Below are 23,148 nucleotides of genomic sequence, written 5' to 3'. Positions count from 1 at the left end.
TGAGCGGATTAATAACAATATAAATATAATGATGTTCCTCTAGGAACTGAACAACGGGACTTTGATAATGACCGGTTGCTTCTAGAATAAGCAAAGGACGTTGTTGAGATGCAAATTCAACTTCTGTTAAAACTTGAAGGAAATTTGCTAAACCATCTCGAGTGTGCTCGAAGTGGAATGTCCCTTGGAATGGCTTTCCGCGCTCTAGAAAGGCTTGTCCATGGCTTTCTTCTTTAGAAATATCTAGACCGATAACTGGATTCATTTTATCTCTCCCTATAAGTTTAGATTCACCGGCATCCCCTAAGGTTCTTCTTGTCGCTCCATAGCATCGCTTGTTATACGGGATCTTACGTCCCAACCAGCCTCAATCATGGTCATGACAAGTAGGGGTGAACATTATAGCTCTCGGGATCAAGTCCCACGGGCAGGTACGTTCGACCAGGCTACCTTAATCCTCTATGCAAATGAAAAAAGGATCAACCAGAAAGAACTGGTTGATCTCATAATACGAACGGGCAGGATAGTCACAATGAGACTTTGAGACTTGGTTTGATTCCGGATAAATAAAAGTTGCAAAAAGGAAAAATATTGCTATACTAAGTTTAAACGTTATTTTAAATGCTATTTAAAATGTTGTTTAAATCAGGGTAAATATACTTGGAGGTTGCCTATGGAGACAGACAAAAAGTTGGAAACAAAAGAGAAGATTATGCGTGCCACACTGGAGTTGACCAAACAAGAAGGCTTTGAAAGGATCACTATAAAAAAAATTGCAGAAGCCTCAAGCACGAATGTCGCTCTAGTTAACTATTACTTTGGGTCCAAAGAAAACTTGTTTAGCGAGTCCATCAAATTGATATTGAACAGCTTTCAGCATACCTTTGCCATACTTGACGATTTCTCTATATCCTCACGGGATAGATTGAGGCGATTTTTATTAGATTATTTGCAAGTGATCCGTCAATATCCCGAATTGCTCTCCAGAATCATCCTGATGGGCAATACCGTTTTCTCCTCCCAGCATGAATATGGATCATTTTTGAATCTATTGGGGTTTCCTAAGATACAAAATACTTTAAGAGAGTTAACCGATGAACAGCAGCCAGAGCACCTGATGACCATGACGATGCAGATTTTTGGAGCGCTTTTTCTACCAGCACTTATGAGTCCTATTCTAGAAACAGGAGCTTCCGTGAAGATTGCACCTATAGAGGAACAGATTGACTTGCTCTTTGCAAGATACTTTCATTAATAAACTCAGATTGAGGTGATTAAATGAATTTTTTGAGAAAATATTGGCAGGATATAGGACTATTCATTGGCATTGTTATATGCATTTATCTTCTAATGAACTGGGAAACAATACCGCGGATAAACAGCATATTATGGTTAAGCTTTGTGGCGATCCTTCTTCATCAGTTTGAGGAATACCGCTGGCCAGGGTACTTTCCAGGCATATTCAATATAGCCCTTTTTAAAAGTGAATCCCCTGACAACTATCCGTTAAATAAACAGTCGGCAATGATTATTAATGTGGTCATCGCCTATGTGTTCTACTTGCTCCCTGTATTCTTCCCGTCAGTAGTATGGCTGGGGATGGCACCTGTTTTAATGGGCTTTTTCCAAATCATTTTCCATGGAGTCGTCATTAATATAAGAGCAAAAAGCATGTATAATCCAGGATTAGTCTCCGCAATTATTGTACATTTTCCGGTGGGGATCTGGTACATCAACTACTTATATGAGCATCATTTAATAACCCTCTCAGACTGGATTTGGAGCGCAATTTATTTTGCCATAGCTGTTTATATTTTAATAGTGAAAGGAAATACATGGATGAAAAACAAAAACTCCATTCACAAATTTTCGCAAAAACAATTATGGTCTTTTCGTAAGTAGGTCCTCATAACCCACCAGAAGGTCCAGTTGTTATAACTCTTGATGTAAAATTAGACGGGGTTAATGTAACTAAAATTGAAGGATGATTATTTTCTCAACTAACGGGAAACGTTAGTTCAATAACACACAATGATGAGTAGGTGCTTCGTATCCTGCTCTTTTTTATTAAACTAACGGGCAGGATTGCGTGGTGGTAGACTGATACCTCCGCATGAATATTGAGCAGTAAAGAACGGTTTAAATTCAAACCAACCTTCCATTTATTAGGATTATATTGCATAATCATTAGCACAATAGAAGTTTGAACTGAAGGTGGGGGGAAGACAGATGAATACTTTTACATTAAGCGCTGCTAATGAATATGCTCTGGCCAATGATATTGAAACGTGGGTTCATCTTTTTTTAAATGGAGAAGGCGACAATATAGTCATGTCAGAAGACTTAAAAAAGAAAAAACGATATTGGCTAGGACCTATTGAAATTGACATAAAATATCTAGAAAGAGTAGTTGGACCAGAAGAACATTTGGAATATGTAGAGGAAATTAAATGGTGGAACTATAACATTGATCAAATTTGCAGTAGATTAGAATCTGGATGGGACATGCCTCCGTTGATTGCAGAAAATGGAAATGGGAGTTTTAGATTACATGACGGTAATCATCGACTCGGTGCATTACAGAAATTAAATAGGGAAAAATATTATCTTATTATTTGGGACGATCATTCATATGAAGACATAATAAATCATTTGAAAAATTGTGGTATTAATATGAAATGATAGACTTTATTTGAATGCTATTTGAAAAGTTACGAACTTCATTCACGCTTCGAAGCCTGACGACTCCTTTGTTCGCCCGAAGAGGTAGGAATTAAACTTACGAGACACTATAGTGGAAAAGCGGTTGCTTCGGCAGTCGTTTTTTATTTGTTCAACTAACGGGCAGATTAGCGCGAAGGCAAGCCAAACGAAATAGAGTATAATAGGATTAAAAATTGAGCCCAAAAGGTGTGTTCTCATGCCCGAATATTCTCAAATCCAAACTTATATAAAGTGTGATCATCTCAATTTCCAGGATGTTATCAGGCTCTTTTCAGAAGTAATAAACTCGCTAGAACTTGATTCTAAATACTTCAACGATGAGCTGGAATGGAAAGTCTCGGAAAATGGTTTCATGTACGTTGGTGGCGGCGCTGCGCCTCAATTGTATGACAATAACGGGTTCCAACTCCATTTACGGCCATTTGTAGTAGGTTTAACACCTGAAGTTATTGAGGAATTAAAAGAATCATATCTGGAAATTAGTATCTTGCTTTGGACGGAAGAGATAGAACTCGATTGGAGAACAGGACTATTACGAAGCCAGCATCAATCCTTGATTTGGAGGATTATGACAAAGTTCTCTGAGGAGTTTAAACAAACTGGAGTATTTTTCACAAATGAAGTTATGGATGGAGTTCCTTGGGAGGCAATAGTGTCAGGCAATAAAGAGGGACTTTGGGCATTTGATGCTGCTATTTTACCTGTGCACCTGTTTGATTTATATAAGGATTTTCCAGAAAATATTTTTATTTATAAGGATGAAAAGGTAATGTATGTTGCCAAAAAATCCGTATGGGGGACAGAACCTTGGCATATCCAACGATTGAACTAACGGGGGAACTATAGTTGAACGAAACAAGGAACAGTTTGCCTCGACAGTGTTCCTTGTTTTTATTAAGCTAAAGGGCAGGAAAGCATGGAGTTCCATTAAAAGAAAATATTTACAAATAGGAACAATTGTTCTATTGTGAAAGAGTGAACTTATTACATAGGGGGCTCATGGAAATGATAAATCGAATTTCAACGCCGTTTAGCTATTCGTCTGCTGTTGAGGCTGGAGATTATGTATTTCTAGGATTACATAGAGGTTTTGGAGTAACCTTTACCGAGCAGATTCACAATACTTTTTCACACTTAAAAGACACACTCAATCAACTCGATGTACCACTTGAAAACGTTGTGAAAGTTAATGTTTACCTCAAAAATATTAAGGACTTACCCGAAATGGAACAAGTTTTTTGCGAGTATTTTGAGAAGGACAAATTCCCTGCAAGAATGACATCCACAACAGAGTTCATTGATTCAGATTGTCTTATGATGATTGACGGAATAGCGTACAAAGGATTGAACTAACGGGGAACGTTAGTTCAATAAACTAGCGGCTGTCTAAATAGTTCCGGGATTCTGCCGTTTACAAGGAAGCATCGTTATTAGACGATAAAAGAGAGGGTGTATTCATGAATACACCCATCAGGGTGGTAACGCGAAATCAACTCCGTCCCTTAAGGGAGGAGTTTTTGCGTTCTTATAAATGATTTTAAGAAGGATTAATTATGTTCCAAAAAATCTATGCATTCGATCGAATTCTGAGCCAGAATATGTTTAATGCTGTAAGGACTTCTTGCCGAAAGAAGGGGTATTCAGGTGCACTGGTATTGGAGTTAAGTTTTCTTCTTTTTGGGAAGATTGCTTGTTGATATCAAGTTATCAAGTTTAATAGTATTTCACATATTTCATAAGCTCAGCGATCCCTAAAAACTGCTTCATTAATTGACTGTTTAATTTTTGTAACGCAAGCTCGAATGTCAATTCTACTTTTTTATAGTTTTGTGTCTCTATTTCATTCAGGAGTTGTTTCATGTTCTCGATATAATACACGGTTTTCCTTAAACTGCTGATCAGTATAATCTTTCTTAATTCCGTTATAGTATAGACCCTATAGCCGTTGTCTTTGTTTCTGTTAGAAGTAATAAGGCCTTCTTGTTCCCAAGTCGAATGGCTGAAGGCTTAACGCCTGCCATTTGTGCAACTTCACCAATAGTCATTGCATTTGTGACCTCTAAATCGTTGTATTTTGATAAATCTGCATTTCGGAACATGCGTAACACATCCTCTAACCTATGCTTTTCCGTTTGTGTATTATGCTGTTCCTGATTGATTGACCAAAGTGCATCCTCAATTTGCCGAGCTTTAATCTTTCTCATCACATCGTACACAACTGGAATCTCATATCCTTGTAAAAGTTCCCGAATCGTAATAAAAGCTTGGACATGAATGTCTGTATAACACCGGCGATTGCTAGGAGTCCTTGGGACTTCGGGAACTAAGCCTTGATCTTCATATCTTCTTAATGTAGTGGTACTTACATTTAATTTCTTAGCTATCATTGTTGGTGTATAATTATCTCTCATAATCGTCATCGCCCCAGAACATTAAAGTTAAACCTTCAAGTGCTACAACAACATTAAATCTAATTTAATTAGATATATCAAGGCTTAGTATGGGATAAACTGAAAGATTGCATGAATGTTATATGATATTTTTATAAAACAGTAAGGAGAGGATTGTTTGAAAAAAATCATACGATTAACCAACCATTCAGCAATAGAAGTAGGATTGACAGGAGGATCAGATCGTCCAACCATTATGTTACCTATCGCTAAAAAATCCGTGTACAATCAGGAGGCAGAAAATCTAAAGCTATGGGGCGTAGATCCTGAATTAGGTAAACATTTTGTTGAAGGTCTCGCGGATACGTTTCAAGTGCTTTATTTTGATTATGAAGGTCATCTCTTTCAACATCCAGTGGACAACTTAACCGTAGACCATATTGTGAAGGATCTGCTCCTCATTGCTGATGAAATGAACGTTAAGAGCTTTAGCTACTACGGTTATTCCTGGCTAGCTTTAATTGGACTACAATTGGCTATCAGAACAAATCGTCTGGAAAGCTTGGTCATGGGAGGTTTTCCGCCATATAATGGTCCCTATCAAGAGATGCTGAATGTAACTCAAAAAACACATACCCAAGCTTTGAATAATCAAAATGAGGTAGCTGAAAAAAGCTCCATTGAAACAGAGAATCCTAATCAGATAGACTGGGACAACATCAAAGTATCAATGGATACCCGTGTAACAGCTCAATTTGTTGCCTTATACGAGAGCCTCACTGCTTTTGATGATCGTAGTATTCACCAATTGCTTAGTCTTCCAAAATTAGCTTTTGCAGGAGAAAATGATACTATCGTATATGGTGAGAATTTTGGAAATGTTACCGTTGATATTGCTGGGATATTAAAGATGAATTCGACGAAGCTGTGTGATTTAGGCTGGGATGTTGAAGTGCTAACGGGAAGCCAAATGGATCATACAAAAGCTATGCAACCAGCCGTGGTAATACCATTAATTAAGCCCTGGTTTATAAAACAATTATGAATACAGACTGGACTGTAATTCGGGAGTAGTTGTACCCAGCTGTAAATGAAAGTGAGAGGGTTACAATTAACAAGCTTATTTTGCAAGTAGCATCATCGGTTTTAGCATTTAGTTTACTCGTTGCCTGTAACCATCAACAAATCAACTCATCTACTCAGGAACAAAAACCATCAGTGGTTAGCTTATTTCCAAAAAACGATCTCATGGATTCTATTGTAATTGACGCAGTAAATGAGGATAAGTCAATTCGGGCGGAACAGCAAACGGAAAAGGGAACATTATTGATGATAGCCAAAGGTAGAGAAGAACTTGGGCATTTGGTCGTATCGAGCACGATGGGACAAGAGGGTGATCAGACGTTTCAGAGTAATTACTCTATTATCTACAGACAGGGAGATCAGGACAAAGTCTTAATGGAACTACCCAATTACTTGTTTTTCCGACCATCCAGCAAAAAAATATCTTTTGAGAAGCTGAGTTTTAAAGAAGCTGAGGTTTACATCCTTACTCCTCAATATCAAACAGGTCATGGCGTGGAAGGATATATTTTCGCGATTGATAAGCAAAATGAAGATGTATTCCCATTAGAAATCGTAAAGAAGGATCAAGTCTCGAAAACACTTCTTTATTCAGAAGCTGAGCCTTTACCAAGTGTCGAAAATAATATCTTAGTAGTCCATCCACCAGTTGGAGCAGGTACACAAGAAGCAGATGCAAAAGATATCTTTTACAAATTGGATTTAAACAATAAACGGTTTGTGGCTGAATAGCATGATTTGAACAAAAAAAAGGTCAGTTCACGAAATCGCGGAGCGTCTATGCTTCTATCATGAAGCTGCAGCAATTCCTCTATAGTTTCTACTTTTAATATATTGGCCGGTGTTGCCCATTATAGGGTACACCGGCTTTTTTCATAGGAATCAAAAGGATAAGATCACACGTCATATTATTGGCATTGAATGTCGAAGCTTATGAAGACATAAAATGATTTCCCGCACTAGTACATAAGAAAAAAACTTTTTTGCAACCAAAACCCTTCTTTTCTTACTTTATAAGTGAGGCCTTAATCAAACTGAACGGAAGTGATGGAGTGGACGATAGTGAAATCATACAGCTGTACTTTGCCCGCAATGAAACAGCAATAGAAGAAACATCCAAAAAATATAGAAATTATTGTACCAAGATTGCTCATAACATTCTGTCTAATTTTGAAGATTCGGAAGAATGCGTGAACGATACCTTTCTAGGAGCGTGGGAAACGATACCGCCGAAGACGCCTGCTAAGCTCTCATCTTTTTTGGGGAGAATCACACGAAATATCGCGTTAAATAAACACGATTATTACATGGCCAAAAAGCGGAATAAAACATTCGATACGATTCTTGATGAATTAAATGATTGTTTATCCTCTCCAGACAATGTCGAAAGTCAATATGAGGAAGAACAAATCGCTGAATCCATAAGCAATTTCCTGCTGAAGATTAATGAAGATCATCGGAATATTTTTCTGAGACGTTACTGGTATTCCGATTCTTTGGCTGATATCGCAACTCGATTCTCAATAAGTGAAAGTAAAACGAAATCGATTCTTTTTAGAACACGAAAAAAACTCCAATTATACCTTATGAAAGAGGGCTATATCCTATGAATAATAAAGATCTATTTAAGACTATTGGTTATGTAGACGGCAATCTGGTGGAAAAGGCCAACACAGCGAGGCGTACTAATAAGAGAACATATGCGAAGTGGGGAACCATGGCTGCTTGTGCTGCACTTGTGTTAGGAGTGGCCATTTATACATCTCCTCTAAAGACATCATTAACGAATTCACCACAAATCTCGAAGCAAACGCCAGTTTCAGCTCCTACCGGAGTTCGGAAAATTTTAAATTACAACGGATTTCGTTATGCATTTGTAAGTGATGGTGCTCAGTTTAAGTTCACAGGAATGAAGCCTGAAAAATCACTTGGAACCATAGATTTTGATATTAACCAAGAGATCGGGAAGAACAATGGAGGAGAAGTTGTAGAAAAGGATTTCTCGTCTACGTTCGCTGTTGGAGGTAAGTTATATGAAATTCCGACGTACCCATCCCAATTCCGCATCGCTGTTAAAGTTGAGGAGCATTATTATTTGGCAGAAATCGTGGCGAAGACTAACGATTCTACGATGGCCGCTAAGGAATATCTGGATATGTCTAATCTAAAAGAGCATGCAAAAGATATCCATGTTCTTAATCATGTGGGAAATGACGTGTTAAAGAAAATGACAGATCATGCTTCTGTGGAGTCTATCATTGATGGGCTGTACAGCGCAAAAACAGCTGATTTAAGTAATAAAGAATACGAGGCTATTGCAGAGGCGCAATCCCAAGGAAAATCGTATCAGTTAAAGTTCAACCTCAAGGATGGAACCTATATGGGCATGTATATCATTCCTGAACTAAAAGTCGTATCTATGGGAGATGCTTACTATCATTTGCCTGACACCTTTTTTGAACAATCTGGAGAACTTTTTTCAGGGCTTAAACAAGAAGTGTTGCCGCTTTATTGAGTAAAAATGTAATGAGTTGAATTGACGTGGTAATTGAAAGGCAAGGACTAAGGTGATAAACCTTGTTCCTGCCTTTTTGTTTTAGAACTAGGAGTATGAACATGGTTCCTTCAATTACTAGTATATTTACATAGGATAAAACTGAGAATAAAAGGAAATGATATCAAAAACGAACTGGAGGATTGCTACATCATGATCGAAGCTTTTCAACTAATTAAGAAGCAGCTTTTTTCCTCAAGTGATATGAAGGAGGAAATCGTCCGAATTCAGGATATCGAGTTGGAGATCCTCTACTTGGACAGCGTTTGCGATGAAAAGAAAATTAAGGATGATCTGATCATCTCCATACTAAAATGCCCAGGAAAAGAGGAATTCAACGATTATCTTACTTCTCTTCTTGACATCAGCAAACCGGAGAAGGACGAAGACATTTTACAGAAGTTGATGATTGGTCATGCCTGTATTCAAATGGAAAATGAGCTTTTCTTGTTCAGTGCGAAAAAAGTGATCAATAATCAGCTTGGGGATGCAAGCTCGGAAACAGCGATATATGGCTCGCAACGTTCATTCAGCGATGTGATTGATACAAATCTCAATTTGATTCGGAATCGTTATCCCTCCCCAAATCTTGTTTATGAGAAAAGAGAGGTTAGTGGATTACTACAGACAGAAGTCGGTTTAATTTATGACAGTCTACTAGTTGATAAGGGAGTATTGAGCGAACTTCAAACGCAGCTAGCTTCGGTCAAACCAGATGTCATTCTTTCGGCGGCACACCTTCAAAGATTACTTACTAGTCGAAAATACTCGCTTTTTCCTATATTGATGATTACGGAAAGACCAGATCGCGTCGCGTTAAATCTGAAACAAGGCAAAATCGTTATACTTGTGGAAGGTAGCCCATTCGTTCTAATCGCTCCGGCTACTTTTTATGATTTCATTTCCTCAATGGATGATACTTTTGAGCAGTTATGGGTCGGTTTTAGTCTTGTGGTACTTCGTTATATCGGCATTTTCATTACTGTGTTACTTCCTGGCATTTATATTTCTCTGGTCTCTTTCAACCCTGAGTTGTTTCAAGCCCAGCTCGCTTTCTCTATTGCCGGTAGTCGTGCGGGTATCCCTTATCCGTCGTACATTGAAGTGCTCATTATGATGTTCTTAATCGATACCTTAATCGAAGCTAGTATACGGCTTCCCAAGTCGATCAGCGCAGCGGCAACGACAGTTGGTGGACTAATTCTAGGACAAGCTGCGCAGCAGGCAAATCTGGTTAGCAATATCATGATTATCGTAACTTCCGCCATTGGCATTGCCAATTTTGTCGTGCCGATCAATGCTATGAGTTTCGCATTACGGATTGTCAAATATCCTTTCATCTTGTTAGCTAGTTTATTTGGATATGTAGGTCTAATCGCAGGACTATTTTGTTTGATCCTTTACTTGAACGATTTAAAAAGCTTTGGGAAACCTTATTTAAAAGTGTTTATCGGAGAACAAGAAAAATTCGGGAAATTATAAAGGAAAGGAGGATATTTTTCCTTGAATCGATATGTTTTTTATGTTTTATGGTGTGATGGGATCACCATCACAGGTCTTTTATTATATACCCTTTTATTGAATGAACGGTTTAATGGAAGCATGCTGGCTATTGTGATAAGTGCGGTTAGCGGCATGATATTTCTTGTAACAATGACCAAGTCACTTGGTTATTTTCCAAGGAAGGGTTTGCCTGAAATCTTTCGGATGTTTTTGCCGGCAGGAGCAAGAATATCATTATTAATATTCTTTTCAATTATGACTATAACAAAAGGATGCATCATGATAGGGTACGCATCAACCTTTTTTAATTTATATCTAACAGATGTAAACACAATTACTATTATGGTATTTATTTTTCTTGCAGTATCTTGGGGAGCTACAAGGTCAAGCAAAACAATATTAAGTACGCTTGAGATCGTTCTTTTTATTTGCATTCCTTTAATATACTATGCATTTACAAAAGCCATCTTTAGTCAAGGAATAGAGTGGAATTCCATTAAAGCAATGGCAGATTATGCATTCATTTGGCCGAAATGGGGAACGATTACGGCTGCAAATAGTGTTTTCTCCGGATTTGTTGGCTTAATCGTATTTAATCGAGTTGTTCCCAGCAAAATCAAATGGAAATACACTCCCATTGTCCTTATTGTTAATTTGCATATATTAGTCACTGGTTTGATTATTTCCATTGGAATTCATGGCACATACGGGGTGGGGAATTATATAGCCCCCACGTATTCTGCATTAGATTCAATTGGTATGATGTCAGGGTTATTCTCACGTACGATTATGCCTTATTTTCTCATCGTCCTTTTTTTGCTCTTAGTGTATGCGTCTGTAACCATTCATGTTGGAATTGAGCTGTTGAAAGGATGCTTCTCTATGAAATTTCAAAATAATCTTCGAAAGGAACAACTATTATCTTGGGCAATTTGTTGCCTATTTACCATTGTTACAGTAATCTACTTCAGTACATTCACTTTAAAACAAACCATAAACCATACAGTCAATTGGCTAGAGTTGCGATTTTATACCGAATTTCTGATGGTCGCGCTTGTTGCGTTGTTTGCTGTAATGAAATGGAAGCGTAAAGTATGAGAAACATTATCCTATTGGTTCTCTGCTTTACAGTGGTTATACAATCGGGTTGTGCATTCAAGGATATCGACAAACGAATATTCGTAATCGCCATCGGAGTAGATCAATCAGATGATGTAAAAAATCCATATCGCGTGACATTGAAATTAGCTTTACCTGCTCAAAAATTTGATCCTTCTGTGAATAATATTCAAATTATAAGCGAAAATTCCGAAACGATATCAGGCGCGATCGGACGAATAAGGTCAAAATCATCGAAAGATCTTAATTTTGGTCTTTTAGAAATATGTATTTTGGGTGAATCATTAGCCCATGAGAGTATCAACGAGCCACTTAATTGGCTGTCAAGAAGATTCGATATTCCGATGGAGGGGATGGTGGCATTAGGGAAGCCCAACGCGGAGACTGTTCTTAAAATGAAACCAAAATCAGAAAATTTTTCAGGTAATGCATTGTTATTAAGTCTGTCCGAATCGGGATCAATCTCATCGTTCACGGTTCCCGAACACCTTTATGATTTCTATCGTCGAACGACGGAAAAGGGCATGGACCCCTACTTGCCTATTATCGAGACCGAAAAAGAGGTATACAAAATTGATATGGTTGCTCTTTTAGACAAACATAAAATAAAAACGATTTTGACAACAGATGAAACGCGCGTCTTTAAAGAACTTCTTCATAGCTATCCTCATTTCGAAATCACCACAAAAATGGTAAGTCAACCTTTTGTCTTGGCAATTGAACAGTTGAAGAGACGTTATACGATTGATACAAACAATAAGAATAAACCAGTTATTCGTGTATCTATTCAAATGCGTGGAGTTGTAGAAGAATTCGTAAATCAGGTGTATGAAGAAAATTGGACTAAATTTGAAAAGCATGTTGAACAGGAAGAAAAGACGAAGATATCAAGTTTGCTGAAAAAGCTGCAAAAAAACGGGATAGATCCGTTCGGTTTTGGATTACTCTATAGAGCTACCCGGCATGAAGGGGATAAGGAATGGGAGCAATGGCAGTCTATTTATCCCGAAGCTGTTTTTGATGTAAATGTTAAAGTTTCTATACAGGGAACGGGAGCAATAAAATAACAAGGCACCGATATTTACGCCTTATTCCATTGAAAGATCAAATATTAAAATTTTAAGGACCTTGACACGACACCATTTGGTGTCCTATAATCAATATGACACTAAATGGTGTCCAATTGGGTGCTGATGAAGTATAATCGGTTACACTACAGGTAATATTACGGAAAAGGTGGGGGTGGTTTTGAACGATAATAGTCAAGTGAGGGATGTATATGACGCTGTTGCAGATCCAACAAGGCGAAAATTACTTCAAATCCTGGCTGATGTTGATGAATTACCCCTACATGAAATCACGGTTCATTTTGATATGGGCCGTACAGCAGTATCTAAGCACTTGTCTATTCTTAAAGAGGCTGATCTTGTAGTTGCTCGAAAGGTTGGTAGAGAAACGAGGTATCGTTTGAATGCCAATCCATTGAAAGAAATTCGGGATTGGGTATCTTTTTACGAAGGCTTCTGGAAAGAAAGAATCGATAAACTAAAACTTTTATTGGAGGAAGAATAATGAAACCAGATGTATCCTTAGATTATCAATTTACAAGCTCCATCGAGAAGGTATGGAACGCTTTAACGGATTCAGATACACTAGCGAAATGGATTTGGAGCAATGACTTTAAACCAGTCGTAGGGCATAAATTTCAATTTCGTGCAGAGCCAAATGAATGGTGGGATGGTATTGTAGATTGCGAGGTTCTCATAGTAGATGAGCCACATACATTATCCTATACTTGGCATAGTGCCGGAGAAGGTACAACAGTTACTTGGACTTTGAGCAAAGAGGAAGATGGTAAGGTTCATCTGCATCTTGCTCAATCTGGATTTAGTGAGGAGACCAAAGCTCGCCAAGGCGCTATTGAAGGAGCTAAATATGCTTGGGCGAATATGGGCAGTCAGCTTGAAAAAGTATTAGCAGAACTGTAATTTCAAGAATAGGGCGCTTTTCTGAAAATGGAAAGTGCCCTTTTTAATGGAATAAATGATGGCAATACTAAATGAAGAGAATGGAGATGAGATGATACCACTATGAAAATCAACCGATTGATTGCGAACAATATTAATAAGTTAGATGCAGTACTTCCAGTTGACCAATCCCTAGGGATTGCTGGTTTATCCGGATCCGGTAAAACCACCTTTTGTCAAACCATCGGAGAAGAATCCAAGAAACGTCTCGTTTCTTTATTGCCAAAGGCAGAATATCAGTATTTATTCCCTAACATTATGGAGACTAATTTCAGTGCGATTCAGATGGAAGAAATGCCACTCGTACTTTTTCTAGGGAGATCATCTATTTCTTCCAATCCTCGTTCAACCATTGGCACACATACGGGCGTGTTCACAGAGATTCGAGTTGCGATTGCTGAACAATATAACCTATCGCCAGAGGTTTTTTCATTTAATAACGAATTAGGCTGGTGCCCAGATTGTAAAGGTCGCGGCACTACTAAAAATGTCGAATGTAAAAAGTGTAAGGGTAAGCGATATAATCACGAAGCTGAACAATACAAAATGGAGTTATTAGGTCAGGGCAAAAGTATCTCCGATATTAATGACTTAAGCATTGAAACCATTTTTTCTCTAGCAGAAGTTCTAAACATTAGTGAAGGTAAACAAAACATTCTAAAGAACATAATCCATATGAATATTGGTTATCTAACCTTAAATCGTATAATGGGTACCTTGTCAGGCGGAGAGTTAACACGACTTTACTTGGCAGAATTCATGGCAACCAGTGAAAATACAGTAATTATCATTGACGAAATCTCTGTGGGTCTGGATCACCAAACCCTTTTAAAAATATTAGAGCAGATAAAACAACTAGGATTTAAGAATCAAATTTGGCTTATTGATCATTCGGATACCGTATTAGACATAACGGACGAGCAATTGTTCTTTGGACCAGGAAGTGGTAAATATGGCGGGAAAATTGTTGAAGAATCGCCACGTCCGGCGCCCATCAATGGAGAAATAAATCAGACAGCTCCAACTGAATATTATCATTTTCATGATCTTTACTGTCGTAATATTCAAATCGCCGAAATTCAGATTCCCCGTAATAGACTTGTAACGTTCACTGGGGAATCTGGCTGCGGTAAATCTACATTGGTCAATGAGTGTATGTCCAAGGATTTTGTGAAGCGATATCCCAAGGATAAGCTGGTGATTGTGGGGCAGGATCGAAATCAATCGATTACCAGCCGGTCTACGGTTGCGACTTTTCTTGATATTAAGAGAAAGCTCACAAAATATAGCGAAGAGATTGAAGATATTTTTCAGCGCTCAATTGAAGATATTATTGATGAACTGCCAAATGAAGACATCGCTCATAAACGTTTAAGTTTATTAATCAAGCTTGGGCTGGGTTATTTAACGTTGGAAAGAAAAACACAGTCTTTATCCACAGGTGAATTTCAATGTGTTCATTTAGTCTCCGAGCTATTTTCAGGTTCAAGAAACCCCAAAACACTTTTCATTTTTGACGAGCCTTCCAAAGGGTTATCACAAAATATTCTAAATCAATTCATTGATAGCATCAGAGTCATTCTTCAGGACGAATCGGTCTCCATAATGATGATTGAACATAACTCGTATATGCTGGAAAACTCTGATTTTATCGTTGATTTTGGTAAAAGACAGCTTGAACCTGTTGAGTATCTAGATGTTGTCGGTCATCAAAATTATTATCTCGAGCAAAACAGTGAAGATCATGTCGCACCATTGCAGATTTCTTCAACACTGCGGCAACAAAATGGCATTAACTATTTAAAAGAAAATCAAATTGCCTACTTTAAAAATGCGGAAAACGTTTATAAAGGTGGCATCTTAAAAAGCTTATCCTCTATGGCGCGTTTGATATATGGTGAATATGAATCAGATACCATTGCACCTGTCATCGCCATTGATCTGGAAAGACACTTATATAGTCAATATACTTTTCTATATGAAATTGGTGGCTTGATCAACCAAATTGTAACTGCACATCCAACTAATAAAGATACAAATAGCTTCGATTTCTATAATCAAGACAATCATTGTCCATGCTGCAAGGGACGTCGAGTCATTGAAAAATTTGATTTTGAAGTTGTTCTTCAGGATAAAAATGTGCCATTTTGGGATGGCTTATTACATCCAGATGCAATGGATATTCTGAAATTCTATCAATTCCCCAAAATAAAATTCATCTTTGATGAGATTAAGAATGAACTCGGACAAGATATCAGTAAGAGCTATAATGAGATGACGGATGCAGAAAAGCATACATTTTGGTACGGATATTGGGAAAAGTCATTTTATGATAAAGCAAGCAAGGCAACGAGAACTTGGGAAGGCTTTAATTACATCATTGGGAACTACATGGTGATATCGAAAGCGATTATTAAAGAGCATATTAAACAATCCAAAATACTGATTACCTGTCCAATCTGTGAAGGAACCGTACTAAATCATCATAAGAAGCTAAAGTTTGGCGACACAGATATTCGTGAGATCATTGGACTACCTCTTGATCAAGTGATCAGTACCGTTGGCAAATTACCGGTGCTTGAAAAAATGAAAGCTATTGTCGGCGGTGATATGGTTCTAGCAGAGGATGTCTCTCTATTGCCTAGGAAAATACAAGTTGCTCTAAAAATGCTTGAACTTGAAGTAGCGAGCTTTGCGCACTATGAAATGGTATTACAAAATGCACTGCCATTCTGGGGCGATATTAGCGGCAGTATTGAATCTATTAGCTTGAATAATCAGATTACGATTTGTGATTTTGAGAATATCACCGAAACCAGAGAATACATCATTGATAAGTATTTCACGAATGGAAAATACAAAAAGCTGACTTATGTCTACGAAGCGTTTGGTTACAAAAAACTGGTCACTCTAATTAATAAGATAAAAGCTAGTCAGCCATGTCCATTCTGTAAAGGAAAGAAAGTCATATCCGAAGATGGACTTCATGATGGCGTTTATAAGTTAACGATTCCATGTGTTAGTTGTTACGCAAGTGGCATTAATGATGAAGGGCGTAAAGAAATTGTCGAAGGCATTGACGTCCAGACTTGGCTTACAGGTAACGTTAGTGATGTCGTGACTGAAAGCTCAAATATTGATGCTGTAGCAGATATTCCAATTTTCAATCGTATTCGGGAGTTAAATAAACAAGAAATGATGGCCGTTTATCAATACCTTGAAAATAATTAGTTAACCTAATGAAACCGCGCTATGCGCGGTTTTTTATTATGTGGACACACTTTTGGGATAGCAAACGATGTGATATAACTCACAATTTAGACACATCTTATTAATAGGGATAGCTACATTGAGCTATAGGCATGCAACTTCCTTTTCTTTACAATTAGGCAAATGATAGATTAGAGAATGAATTGCTGATAGGGGGTGAACAATGGTTATACGCAAAAGTTTCTGTCACCTCAGAGTAATGCTAATGATGTTCTTCAGCCTTTTCTTAATAATCACGGCCTACAGTGGGAGTGCCAGTGCAAATACTACTTCGAAAGCGATTCCACTCCAGCCGATTATTAATGCGGCCCAAATCGGAGATTCGATTACTTTAGCTCCAGGTACTTACCAGGGTCCGGTTCAAATTGATAAAAGGCTTACGATTAGCGGGGAAGGAAGGGCAACACTATTAAATTCATCTCCCGATGCTGAGGTTGCAGTTATGATTCAGGCTGATGGGGTAAAGCTTCAAGGACTTAATATACAGCAGCATAACGGGGGAGAAGCAGCAGCGATTCGGGTGGAAGCCGATCAGGTAACTTTGAAAGATTTAGTCATACATACATTTGGCTTTGGCATTATGCTACGTGAGGCTGATAGTGGAGTTATAGTAAACAATAAAATCCGTTGGTTTATACCTAAAGGTGCTGCTTCGGGAAAAAGAGGTAATGGCATCGATCTCTATAACTCTCATGGTTCAGATATTAGAGAAAATGAAATCTCTTATCTCCGAGATGGCATTTATTTAGAGAAGAGTCGCAATACAAAGGTTGATCACAATCGGCTCTATCATTTGCGATACGGTGTTCACTGTATGTATATCAATGGATCATATGTAACGAACAATATTGGAGAATACAACATTACTGGCGCGATGGTGATGGGAGTGAGCGACGTTATCGTATCAGGAAACTCTTTCCGTAAACAAAATCAGAATGTTCATTCTCAAGGAATCCTGCTCTTTGACGTTCGTACCTCTCAGATTGTAAATAACGTCGTGGAAGGAAATCGGGTAGGAATCTATATGCAACAATCCTCCGACAACACTCTCCAGAATAATATGGTGCTCCGAAATTATATCGGGATTCAATTTGAGGGCTCTGAAGGCAACCGCTTTCAGAAGAATGCTTTTATTGCAAATGTGATTGAAGCAGAGGCAACGGATTCCAAGAATAATAAGATGACGGGAAATTTTTGGGATTCATTCGAAGGGCTGGATGTATCGGGTGATGGCGTAAGTGATCTGCCATATGCTATTAATCCATTTTATCAGCAATTAGTTACAGAAAATGCTGCATATCAGCTCTTTTTTCAATCACCGGGCATGACATTTTTAAGCGATCTGTATACGAATGATAAAGAACAATGGTCCACTGATCCAGAGCCACTTATGCAATTGGATTCAGTTCATGCAAATGCTGGACAAGTAAGTGAGGGGCAAGGGTCAGTAATGGTAGTGGGTTGGCTGCTTTTGTTCTTCGCTGTGATCACAATACTATATATGGGGGTATTAAGGTTATGAAAAAATGGAGTTTAGTACTGATGATGATGATGGGTTTGTTAATTCTGGCGGCTTGTGGCCCCAAAAAGTTTGAACCTTTGGCGATAAATGAAAAAGTTGATATTTGCGCGATTTGCAATATGCAGGTTAAGGACGATGCTTTTGCTACACAACTAACAACAAAAGACGGGAAGAATTATAAGTTTGATGATATTGGTTGTATGAATGAATGGAAGAGCAAGAATGGAACCAAAAACATCGGAATGGACTATGTCCGGGACTATAACGACAAAGAATGGGTAGAATTCAGTAAGGCCAGCTTTGTATATGATGAGACTCTACGCACGCCTATGGCTTATGGAGTTATCAGCTTCAAAGACACTGCTTCAGCCGAAGCTTTTGTGAAGGAACAAGGTGTTGGCAGCGTTCTGTCAGCAAGTGATCTGTCCAAGCATGAATGGAAACAAAATACGGATATGATGCAAATGGACATGAATGGCGGAGAAGGACATATGGACGAGCATAAGTCAGAGGAAATGGAAGGTATGACATCGGATAAAGAGATGGATATGTAATGGTTGATATCCTGCAAGTCGCACGCAGAGAGATTAAAATGGGGTTTCGAAATCCATGGGCTTATTCTTTTTTGGCATTATTTTGTGCGTTTAGTCTTGGCTTACTGCTGATTAATGCACAAAATGAGATTCAACTCTACACCGCAGTTACAGGTTCCATGCTAAGTCTAATTTTGTATCAGCTGCCGCTTATGACATTATTTCTAGGCTCTTTTTCACTGACTTCAGAAAAGGAAGAGGGTAGCTGGCAGCTTTTATCTACTTATCCAATAGGAACGTTGTCATTTATTCTTGGCAAGTATGTGGGGCTGGCTGTCGTATTACTTACGGTTGTGGCTTTCGGCTATGGTTTAATGGGAATGATTAGTGGATTCTTGGGCATGGCCTATGATTCTACTACTTACTTTCTATTTTTGTTATTTTCCGCAGGACTTGTTTTACTATTCTTGACCATCGCCTTGTTTATCGGTTCATTATCAAGAAACCGCTGGCAGGCTCTGACTGTTTCTGTTGCTGTGTGGTTTTTCACAGTAATAGGGTGGCCGACCTTTTTGATCGCCTTTTTAGGTTTAATGCCGTATCTCTGGATTAAGCCCTTGCTGGTCGTATTCACAATACTCAACCCAGCAGAGCTTGTTCGGTTATTCGTTGTAATTAAGCTGGGCGGAGGTTCAGTGCTGGGACCTGAATATTACCAATGGGTAGAATGGATAAATGGTTCGAAGGGTAGCTTGTTGTTTATGGGAGTCTGTCTAGTTTGGATGTTGAGCTCGATCCTGTTTGTAAATTGGATATGGGAAAGGGGGCGCTCTCGTGGATAACCCCTTAGTGAATGTAAGAGGAATCTCTAAAGTTATTAAAAAGCAAACAATAGTTGAAGAGATTAGCTTTCAAATCCCCACTGGGAGCATACTTGCACTATGTGGCGGTAACGGGGCTGGCAAAAGTACCGTTTTGCGAATGGTTGCCGGTATTATTCAGCCTTCGGTGGGCGAAATCTCAGTGGGTGGTTTATACTGGCACAAATCACGCAAACAATTCTCGGAACAAATTGGTTATATGCCAGATGATTATCAATTCAATCAGGGGCTGTCGGCAGAGGAAGCTCTGACTTTTTGGGCCGCTCTCCGTAGGGTACCCAATCGCAAAGCGAGAGTAAACGAAGTCCTTGGCTTAGTAGGCCTACAGGATAAACGAAATCGTCTGGTCAACACCTTTTCAAAGGGAATGCGTCAGCGTATCTTATTTGCTCAGGCATTGTTGGCCAAGCCTTCGTTGCTAATTATGGACGAACCCACAAACGGTCTTGACCCTTTTTGGATGAATGAATTCGTAGATCTACTCCAAAGAATCAAGGAAGAAGGGCATACCGTTATTTTCTCCACACACCAGTTAGAAATCGCTGATAAAATCGCTGATCAGATTGTCTTTTTAAGTCATGGAAGAAATGTTGGTTCAGGTCCGACCAAAGAATTTCATGCGAAATTTGGTTCTCTGTATACAGCCTTTAATCATAGTCTGGGTCTGAAATGAGCATGCGTCGAATCATTGCTTTGCTAGTGATTATCGCAGCTGTCACGACTGTTGTATGGGTATTTAGCCATAATGAAACAAGAGATTCATCTGAGAGGATTGCAGTGGGCTCTATCGCTCCCGAATTTGAAGCTACTTCTATAGAAGGTAAAAAGGTTCGACTAAGCGATTTTCAGGGACAGATTGTGGTGCTTAACTTTTGGGCCTCCTGGTGCACGTCATGTGTGCGAGAAATGCCCCTTCTGAATGACATTCACAAATCCACTAGTTCTCAAATTGAAACCTTGTTTATTAATGTTGGTGAGTCTAAAGGGACTGTATCAGAATATCTTAAGAATCATAGTTTTTCTTTTCCAGTTGTCATCGATGTTACCGGAAAAATATCTACTTCATTCGGAGTTAGTGCGCTTCCTGCTACGTTTATTATAAACGGAAAGGGAAAGATCAAAGAGGCTATATTAGGCGAAATCACAGATTTCCCCTTAATGCAACTAATCAATTCATATACATATTCCGGTATACAGCTGGAGTGAGATTCTCGAACCGTTTGAATGTTTTAATAAAATAACCAGTATCACAAAATCCTAAATCATCGCTCACTTGATTAATAGGTGCGTCTGTGGTTTCCAGCAACTGCTTGGCCCATTCAATTTTGAGCCTGGCAACGAAGAGGGAGAAGTTCTCGCCTGTTTCTTTTGTAAATATGCGACTGAAATAACTGGGGCTGATATGACAAAGCTTGGCCATTTCTTTTAGGCTGAAATTTTCATTTTTGTGCGCATAGATGTAATCGAACGCAGGCTGAAGCACTGCATTTGAAGAGACGAACTTTTGTGCTCCATTTTTCAATTTGGTCTCAATAAGCGCTCCTGACAACTCTTGCTGCAGAGACTGAATTTTGCGATAAGTAAGGTCTGTCTCCTCGAAAGATTCTGCTGAAGCAGATATATCGATATCTGTGGTCAGTACTCTTTTGTACAAATCAACAGTAGTACGCTTTTGAATGGCTTCTTCCACGATGTAAGTACTTAACTGTAGAAGTAGGTCCACGCATTTGGTTACTTCATCGTAGGATAGGACAGGAAGTGCTTCGTAATCCTCTTTGAGCGCTTGAAACTTCATGTTCGACTCAACATTAGGTGGCCTAGATACTATCTGCTCCAGCTGCGACACATCAGGTTCACGAAGCTTAAGCTGTCCAGCCATAATTGCACCCAAATATTGATCGTCAATAATAATTGGAATCGCGATATCGATAATGTTGAAATGGCATAAATAAATATAAGGCTTGTTCTGGCGTACAGCTTCAATGCCGGCACGAGCATCACATTTTTGACAATAAGGAGAGAGATTAGAATCTTGGCGAACGCCTTGGCAGAAAGGCTGACAGAAGCTGTGCTTAGTCACGGGAACGCCTTTATAATCTACGGTAAGAATCGCCATTTTAGTCACGAGTGATAAAGAATCCTGCAGTTTCTCCCATTTCTTCAAATCAATTATTTCTTCTAAATTAAATCGAGATTTGGACATCACGATATTCTCCTAGGTAAGTTATAGAAACATATTGAACATTATAGCGAATTTTTGCGCAAAAGGACAAGATAATACAATTTCTTAATAAGAAGACAAAAAAACTCGATAAGAAAACGCTTTATTCTGATCTTATTGTTTCATGCATACCGAAATAGAGCAATCTATAATAATAACTATATACAACCTAGGAGGAATGAAAATGAGAAGAGCGTTTATCAGTCCGACGAAATATGTGCAAGGTGAGAATGAACTTTTGAATTTAGGCTATTTTGTAAAAACATTCGGTGATTCCGCACTGCTCATTGCACATCCAGATGATGTTACACGTGTGAAAGATAAATTGGAGTCAACTAAACAGAAATTTAATATAACGCTTGTTGAAAGTGGCTTCCATGGGGAATGCTCAAGACAAGAAGTCGCAAGATTACAGGCTCTGGCTAAGGAACATCAATGTGCATGTACGATTGGGTTGGGTGGAGGTAAGGCGATTGATACGGCAAAATGCGTAGCAGAAGGTGAAGCATTGATTATCGTTCCAACGATAGCAGCAACTGATGCACCAACAAGCCACTCCGCGGTACTCTATACCCCAGAAGGTGAGTTTGATGATTATGCTTATTTCAAGCAAAGCCCAAGTGTAGTTATGATCGATACAACAGTCATTGCCAAAGCGCCAACAAGATTTCTTGTTGCAGGGATGGGTGATGCACTCTCCACTTATTTCGAAGCAAGAGCTACAGCAAATTCTTATTCCAATGTGAATGCGGGATTGCCTTGCGGGGTTCGTGAAGGTGTTTGTGGGGAAGCTAAAGGAACGATAACCGCACTAGGTCTTGCCAAACTGTGTTATGACACTTTACTTGAAAATGGGTTCAAGGCGAAGCAGGCCTGCGATCTGAATATCGTAACTCCAGCCTTGGAGAATATCATTGAAACCAATATTTTGTTATCGGGACTAGGCTTTGAAAGTGGAGGTTTGGCTGCGATTCATGCGATCCATAATGGTTTAACAGCTTTAGAAGGAACACATCATTATTATCATGGTGAGAAGGTAGCCTTCAGTACAATTGCTCAATTGGTGCTTGAAAATGCAGACCGTACCGAATTAAGAGAAGTATTGGATTTCTGCCTGTCTATTGGGCTTCCGGTGTGCTTAGAAGATATCGGAGTCGAGCAAGTAACTTACGAAGAACTTCTTGAGGTTGCTAAAAAAGCTTGTATTGCTGAGGAATCGATTCATTCGATGCCGTTCCCAATTACAGAAGAAGCCGTAGCATCGGCGATTATGGCTGCTGACCAATTAGGCCGTCAATACAAATTAAGTAAGGAGCTTTAA

At 38.7% G+C, this 23,148-nt stretch carries 25 protein-coding genes; 21 read left to right on the top strand and 4 right to left on the bottom strand.

Annotation, left to right across the window (positions count from 1 at the left end; genetic code table 11):
* On the bottom strand, positions 1 to 265 hold a 265-nt coding region (locus ACFWMP_RS16825), incomplete at its 3' end, for an IS110 family transposase (protein ID WP_379424297.1).
* A gap of 408 nt (positions 266 to 673) precedes the next feature.
* On the opposite strand from ACFWMP_RS16825, the gene ACFWMP_RS16820 reads away from it, so the two are divergent.
* From ACFWMP_RS16820 to ACFWMP_RS16800, 5 genes are all read left to right on the top strand, one after another.
* On the top strand, positions 674 to 1,255 hold the full coding sequence (locus tag ACFWMP_RS16820) for a TetR/AcrR family transcriptional regulator (RefSeq protein WP_379424296.1): 582 nt from the start codon (positions 674 to 676) through the stop codon (positions 1,253 to 1,255).
* 23 nt (positions 1,256 to 1,278) lie between these two features.
* Positions 1,279 to 1,902: an HXXEE domain-containing protein gene (locus ACFWMP_RS16815; protein WP_379424295.1), complete on the top strand. Its 624-nt coding sequence runs from the start codon at positions 1,279 to 1,281 to the stop codon at positions 1,900 to 1,902.
* Positions 1,903 to 2,229: 327 nt separating this feature from the next.
* Complete coding sequence (locus ACFWMP_RS16810; RefSeq protein WP_379424294.1) at positions 2,230 to 2,682, top strand: hypothetical protein; 453 nt, start codon at positions 2,230 to 2,232, stop codon at positions 2,680 to 2,682.
* A gap of 238 nt (positions 2,683 to 2,920) precedes the next feature.
* On the top strand, positions 2,921 to 3,556 hold the full coding sequence (locus ACFWMP_RS16805) for a hypothetical protein (protein WP_339796531.1): 636 nt from the start codon (positions 2,921 to 2,923) through the stop codon (positions 3,554 to 3,556).
* 173 nt (positions 3,557 to 3,729) lie between these two features.
* Entirely contained in the window at positions 3,730 to 4,077 is a 348-nt protein-coding gene (locus ACFWMP_RS16800) for a RidA family protein (RefSeq protein ID WP_379424293.1), read from the top strand.
* Between the two features lie 360 nt (positions 4,078 to 4,437).
* Here ACFWMP_RS16800 and ACFWMP_RS16795 read toward each other — a convergent pair whose 3' ends face one another.
* Together ACFWMP_RS16795 and ACFWMP_RS16790 are read right to left on the bottom strand one after the other, a co-directional pair.
* Positions 4,438 to 4,695, bottom strand: coding sequence for a MerR family transcriptional regulator (locus ACFWMP_RS16795; protein ID WP_379424318.1), 258 nt, complete (start codon positions 4,693 to 4,695; stop codon positions 4,438 to 4,440).
* Positions 4,647 to 5,135: a MerR family DNA-binding transcriptional regulator gene (locus tag ACFWMP_RS16790; protein ID WP_379424292.1), complete on the bottom strand. Its 489-nt coding sequence runs from the start codon at positions 5,133 to 5,135 to the stop codon at positions 4,647 to 4,649. The genes ACFWMP_RS16795 and ACFWMP_RS16790 overlap by 49 nt, the downstream gene beginning before the upstream one ends.
* Positions 5,136 to 5,292: 157 nt before the next feature.
* On the opposite strand from ACFWMP_RS16790, the gene ACFWMP_RS16785 reads away from it, so the two are divergent.
* The 15 genes from ACFWMP_RS16785 (at position 5,293) to ACFWMP_RS16715 (ending at position 20,812) form a co-directional block, all read left to right on the top strand.
* Positions 5,293 to 6,159: an alpha/beta fold hydrolase gene (locus ACFWMP_RS16785; protein WP_379424291.1), complete on the top strand. Its 867-nt coding sequence runs from the start codon at positions 5,293 to 5,295 to the stop codon at positions 6,157 to 6,159.
* 29 nt (positions 6,160 to 6,188) lie between these two features.
* Complete coding sequence (locus ACFWMP_RS16780) at positions 6,189 to 6,929, top strand: hypothetical protein (protein ID WP_156113111.1); 741 nt, start codon at positions 6,189 to 6,191, stop codon at positions 6,927 to 6,929.
* A 251-nt stretch (positions 6,930 to 7,180) separates the two neighbouring features.
* A complete protein-coding gene (locus ACFWMP_RS16775; protein WP_379424290.1) occupies positions 7,181 to 7,807 on the top strand; it encodes an RNA polymerase sigma factor in 627 nt (208 codons plus the stop codon).
* Positions 7,804 to 8,712, top strand: a complete 909-nt coding sequence (locus tag ACFWMP_RS16770; protein ID WP_341128209.1) for a hypothetical protein — start codon at positions 7,804 to 7,806, stop codon at positions 8,710 to 8,712. Before ACFWMP_RS16775 ends, ACFWMP_RS16770 begins: the two co-directional genes overlap by 4 nt.
* Positions 8,713 to 8,904: 192 nt before the next feature.
* Positions 8,905 to 10,233, top strand: a complete 1,329-nt coding sequence (locus ACFWMP_RS16765; RefSeq protein WP_379424289.1) for a spore germination protein — start codon at positions 8,905 to 8,907, stop codon at positions 10,231 to 10,233.
* Between the two features lie 21 nt (positions 10,234 to 10,254).
* Positions 10,255 to 11,352, top strand: coding sequence for a hypothetical protein (locus ACFWMP_RS16760; RefSeq protein WP_379424288.1), 1,098 nt, complete (start codon positions 10,255 to 10,257; stop codon positions 11,350 to 11,352).
* Complete coding sequence (locus ACFWMP_RS16755) at positions 11,349 to 12,440, top strand: Ger(x)C family spore germination protein (RefSeq protein ID WP_339248262.1); 1,092 nt, start codon at positions 11,349 to 11,351, stop codon at positions 12,438 to 12,440. The genes ACFWMP_RS16760 and ACFWMP_RS16755 overlap by 4 nt, the downstream gene beginning before the upstream one ends.
* Positions 12,441 to 12,615: 175 nt before the next feature.
* Positions 12,616 to 12,945, top strand: a complete 330-nt coding sequence (locus ACFWMP_RS16750) for an ArsR/SmtB family transcription factor (protein WP_081951121.1) — start codon at positions 12,616 to 12,618, stop codon at positions 12,943 to 12,945.
* Positions 12,945 to 13,361, top strand: coding sequence for an SRPBCC family protein (locus ACFWMP_RS16745; RefSeq protein ID WP_042188254.1), 417 nt, complete (start codon positions 12,945 to 12,947; stop codon positions 13,359 to 13,361). The genes ACFWMP_RS16750 and ACFWMP_RS16745 overlap by 1 nt, the downstream gene beginning before the upstream one ends.
* Before the next feature lie 102 nt (positions 13,362 to 13,463).
* Entirely contained in the window at positions 13,464 to 16,631 is a 3,168-nt protein-coding gene (locus ACFWMP_RS16740; RefSeq protein ID WP_379424287.1) for an ATP-binding cassette domain-containing protein, read from the top strand.
* A gap of 202 nt (positions 16,632 to 16,833) precedes the next feature.
* Positions 16,834 to 18,192, top strand: a complete 1,359-nt coding sequence (locus ACFWMP_RS16735) for a right-handed parallel beta-helix repeat-containing protein (RefSeq protein ID WP_379424286.1) — start codon at positions 16,834 to 16,836, stop codon at positions 18,190 to 18,192.
* Positions 18,189 to 18,746, top strand: coding sequence for a nitrous oxide reductase accessory protein NosL (locus ACFWMP_RS16730; protein WP_379424285.1), 558 nt, complete (start codon positions 18,189 to 18,191; stop codon positions 18,744 to 18,746). The genes ACFWMP_RS16735 and ACFWMP_RS16730 overlap by 4 nt, the downstream gene beginning before the upstream one ends.
* Positions 18,746 to 19,567, top strand: coding sequence for an ABC transporter permease (locus ACFWMP_RS16725; protein ID WP_379424284.1), 822 nt, complete (start codon positions 18,746 to 18,748; stop codon positions 19,565 to 19,567). Before ACFWMP_RS16730 ends, ACFWMP_RS16725 begins: the two co-directional genes overlap by 1 nt.
* Positions 19,560 to 20,279 carry an ABC transporter ATP-binding protein gene (locus ACFWMP_RS16720; protein ID WP_052404291.1) on the top strand — a complete coding sequence of 240 codons (720 nt, stop codon included), beginning with the start codon at positions 19,560 to 19,562 and terminating at the stop codon, positions 20,277 to 20,279. The genes ACFWMP_RS16725 and ACFWMP_RS16720 overlap by 8 nt, the downstream gene beginning before the upstream one ends.
* Before the next feature lie 2 nt (positions 20,280 to 20,281).
* Complete coding sequence (locus ACFWMP_RS16715; protein WP_379424283.1) at positions 20,282 to 20,812, top strand: redoxin domain-containing protein; 531 nt, start codon at positions 20,282 to 20,284, stop codon at positions 20,810 to 20,812.
* Here ACFWMP_RS16715 and ACFWMP_RS16710 read toward each other — a convergent pair.
* On the bottom strand, positions 20,775 to 21,809 hold the full coding sequence (locus ACFWMP_RS16710; protein ID WP_076286791.1) for a PocR ligand-binding domain-containing protein: 1,035 nt from the start codon (positions 21,807 to 21,809) through the stop codon (positions 20,775 to 20,777). The two genes, ACFWMP_RS16715 and ACFWMP_RS16710, sit on opposite strands and share 38 nt — an antisense overlap.
* 202 nt (positions 21,810 to 22,011) lie before the next feature.
* Here ACFWMP_RS16710 and ACFWMP_RS16705 point away from each other — a divergent pair, with 202 nt between their 5' ends.
* Positions 22,012 to 23,148, top strand: coding sequence for a glycerol dehydrogenase (locus ACFWMP_RS16705; protein WP_379424282.1), 1,137 nt, complete (start codon positions 22,012 to 22,014; stop codon positions 23,146 to 23,148).

This window comes from Paenibacillus sp. NPDC058367 (genome assembly GCF_042723305.1).
GTDB lineage: Bacteria > Bacillota > Bacilli > Paenibacillales > Paenibacillaceae > Paenibacillus_AQ.
The sequence above is the reverse complement of the archived record's forward strand: the minus strand, read 5'-3'. Positions and strand labels throughout refer to the sequence as shown.

Excerpts from the sequence above, each read along its gene's own strand:
- ACFWMP_RS16820 (WP_379424296.1), top strand. The coding sequence starts at position 674 with ATGGAGACAGACAAAAAGTTGGAAACAAAAGAGAAGATTATGCGTGCC.
- ACFWMP_RS16815 (WP_379424295.1), top strand. The coding sequence starts at position 1,279 with ATGAATTTTTTGAGAAAATATTGGCAGGATATAGGACTATTCATTGGC.
- ACFWMP_RS16810 (WP_379424294.1), top strand. The coding sequence starts at position 2,230 with ATGAATACTTTTACATTAAGCGCTGCTAATGAATATGCTCTGGCCAAT.
- ACFWMP_RS16805 (WP_339796531.1), top strand. The coding sequence starts at position 2,921 with ATGCCCGAATATTCTCAAATCCAAACTTATATAAAGTGTGATCATCTC.
- ACFWMP_RS16800 (WP_379424293.1), top strand. The coding sequence starts at position 3,730 with ATGATAAATCGAATTTCAACGCCGTTTAGCTATTCGTCTGCTGTTGAG.
- ACFWMP_RS16790 (WP_379424292.1), bottom strand. The coding sequence starts at position 5,135 with ATGAGAGATAATTATACACCAACAATGATAGCTAAGAAATTAAATGTA.
- ACFWMP_RS16770 (WP_341128209.1), top strand. The coding sequence starts at position 7,804 with ATGAATAATAAAGATCTATTTAAGACTATTGGTTATGTAGACGGCAAT.
- ACFWMP_RS16765 (WP_379424289.1), top strand. The coding sequence starts at position 8,905 with ATGATCGAAGCTTTTCAACTAATTAAGAAGCAGCTTTTTTCCTCAAGT.
- ACFWMP_RS16755 (WP_339248262.1), top strand. The coding sequence starts at position 11,349 with ATGAGAAACATTATCCTATTGGTTCTCTGCTTTACAGTGGTTATACAA.
- ACFWMP_RS16745 (WP_042188254.1), top strand. The coding sequence starts at position 12,945 with ATGAAACCAGATGTATCCTTAGATTATCAATTTACAAGCTCCATCGAG.
- ACFWMP_RS16740 (WP_379424287.1), top strand. The coding sequence starts at position 13,464 with ATGAAAATCAACCGATTGATTGCGAACAATATTAATAAGTTAGATGCA.
- ACFWMP_RS16735 (WP_379424286.1), top strand. The coding sequence starts at position 16,834 with ATGGTTATACGCAAAAGTTTCTGTCACCTCAGAGTAATGCTAATGATG.
- ACFWMP_RS16730 (WP_379424285.1), top strand. The coding sequence starts at position 18,189 with ATGAAAAAATGGAGTTTAGTACTGATGATGATGATGGGTTTGTTAATT.
- ACFWMP_RS16725 (WP_379424284.1), top strand. The coding sequence starts at position 18,746 with ATGGTTGATATCCTGCAAGTCGCACGCAGAGAGATTAAAATGGGGTTT.
- ACFWMP_RS16715 (WP_379424283.1), top strand. The coding sequence starts at position 20,282 with ATGCGTCGAATCATTGCTTTGCTAGTGATTATCGCAGCTGTCACGACT.
- ACFWMP_RS16710 (WP_076286791.1), bottom strand. The coding sequence starts at position 21,809 with ATGTCCAAATCTCGATTTAATTTAGAAGAAATAATTGATTTGAAGAAA.
- ACFWMP_RS16705 (WP_379424282.1), top strand. The coding sequence starts at position 22,012 with ATGAGAAGAGCGTTTATCAGTCCGACGAAATATGTGCAAGGTGAGAAT.